Origin of the sequence: Chryseobacterium rhizosphaerae (genome assembly GCF_003385455.1) — a bacterium.
GTDB lineage: Bacteria > Bacteroidota > Bacteroidia > Flavobacteriales > Weeksellaceae > Chryseobacterium > Chryseobacterium rhizosphaerae.
On the sequence record NZ_QNUF01000066.1, the window covers coordinates 1 to 1,756 of the forward strand.

Below are 1,756 nucleotides of genomic sequence, written 5' to 3' on the forward strand. Positions count from 1 at the left end.
AAGACAACTTCCTGAACCTGAGTTTACGGGTAGCAAAGATTATATTGCTCCCCAAACTGATCTTCAGGCTAAACTATGCCAGATCTATGGTGATGTTTTAGGGCTTGATGCTGAAGGGATTAGTATCGAAGATGATTTCTTCCGTTTAGGAGGAGACAGTATTATCAGTATCCAGCTGGTAGGAAGAATCAGACAACAATTAAATATCAGGCTGACGGTTAGAGAAGTATTCACTACCCGGACTATTGTTTCATTGTCTTTACTTATCGAAGAGAAAAGTCAAAATAAAGAAATCAGTATTTTGGCAGAACAAGGCATATTAGACGGAAAAGTTTCGTTACTTCCAATCCAGGAATGGTTTTTCAGTCAGAAAGAAGCGGGCTATTTGGTAGATTTCAATCACTGGAATCAGGCCTTCTTACTTTATGCACCTGTTCTAAAGAAGGAGCTTCTGGAAGAATCAGTGAAGTACCTGATCGAAAGACATGATGCACTTAGACTTCAATATCGTAGAGAAGATGGAAAGTCCATTCAGCAATATGGAAAACCAGAAATCCCTTCAGTCAATTATCTGGATGCTTCCGGATTAAATCCAGAAGAGCTTTCTCATGTATTTACAGAGTGGCAGTCCGGCTTTGATATTGAAAACGGACCATTGTGTCAGATCGGTTATATCAGTGGTTATGCAGATGGCAGCGCAAGGATTTACTTTGCCCTTCACCATTTGATTATTGATGCCGTAAGCTGGAGAATTATTACCGAAGACTTAAAAAATATTTACCAGTCTCTTGAAAAAGGAGATACAGAATATATTACGGGTCATATAAAAGGAACGAGCTACAGACAATGGGTGGAAGCTGTGCGAAGCTATAAAACAGAAAATCCGGAATCTCGGGCTCAGGAACTTTTATTCTGGAATACAACAGCGGATCATGTAGAAGAAAATAACAAAGGGCTGGATCAGTTCATGCTTAAAGATCAACACTACAGTGAGCTGCAATTATCCAAAGAGATTACTCAAACATTGATTAGAGGAACCAATCATGCATATCATACGCAGATCAATGATTTATTGCTTTCCGCTTTATCCGTTACTCTTTCAGAATTAAGTGGGAAAGATATTCATCCTGTTTTATTGGAAAGTCATGGTCGTGAAGAAATATCGGGTAATCTTGATATTACGGAGACCGTAGGTTGGTTTACCACGATGTATCCATTGCTTTTGAGGAGAGGAAAGAATCTAAGAGATACTATTGTTTCCACCAAAGAGTCTTTGAGAATCATACCGAACAACGGAATAGGGTATGGCAGCCTGATAGGCTATACAGAACGTGAATTACCTAAGGTCAGCTTTAATTATCTGGGGCAGTTGGATCAGGAACTTGGTGAGAAAAACTGGACTATTGTTGCCGAAGATAGTGGATTGAGTGTTGGAAAAAGAAATAAAGATAATAATCAGATCAGCATCAATGGAGCTGTTGTTGACGGACAGCTTAAATTTGGTGTTGCAGGCTACCTGAGTGAAGAAGAGATTAATCGCTTTTCAGAACGATTGAAAGCCAATATAGAGACTATTGTAGATCAGCTTTCAAAGGAAAGTAAAAGCATACTGACTCCATCGGATATAGACTATATTGTAGAACAGGATCAGCTATTGGGTATTCAGGAGAAAGGGGAAATTGAAGGGGTTTATTTAGCGAATAGCTTACAGGAAGGCTTTGTGTATCATGCGTTGAACCAGGGAGATAAAGATGAT

The 1,756-nt window shown here is 39.2% G+C and carries 1 protein-coding gene; it reads left to right on the forward strand.

Annotated elements, in window-relative coordinates; genetic code table 11:
• A partial coding sequence (locus tag DRF57_RS23365; RefSeq protein ID WP_241508051.1) for a condensation domain-containing protein occupies window positions 1–1,756 on the forward strand: 1,756 nt, incomplete at both ends.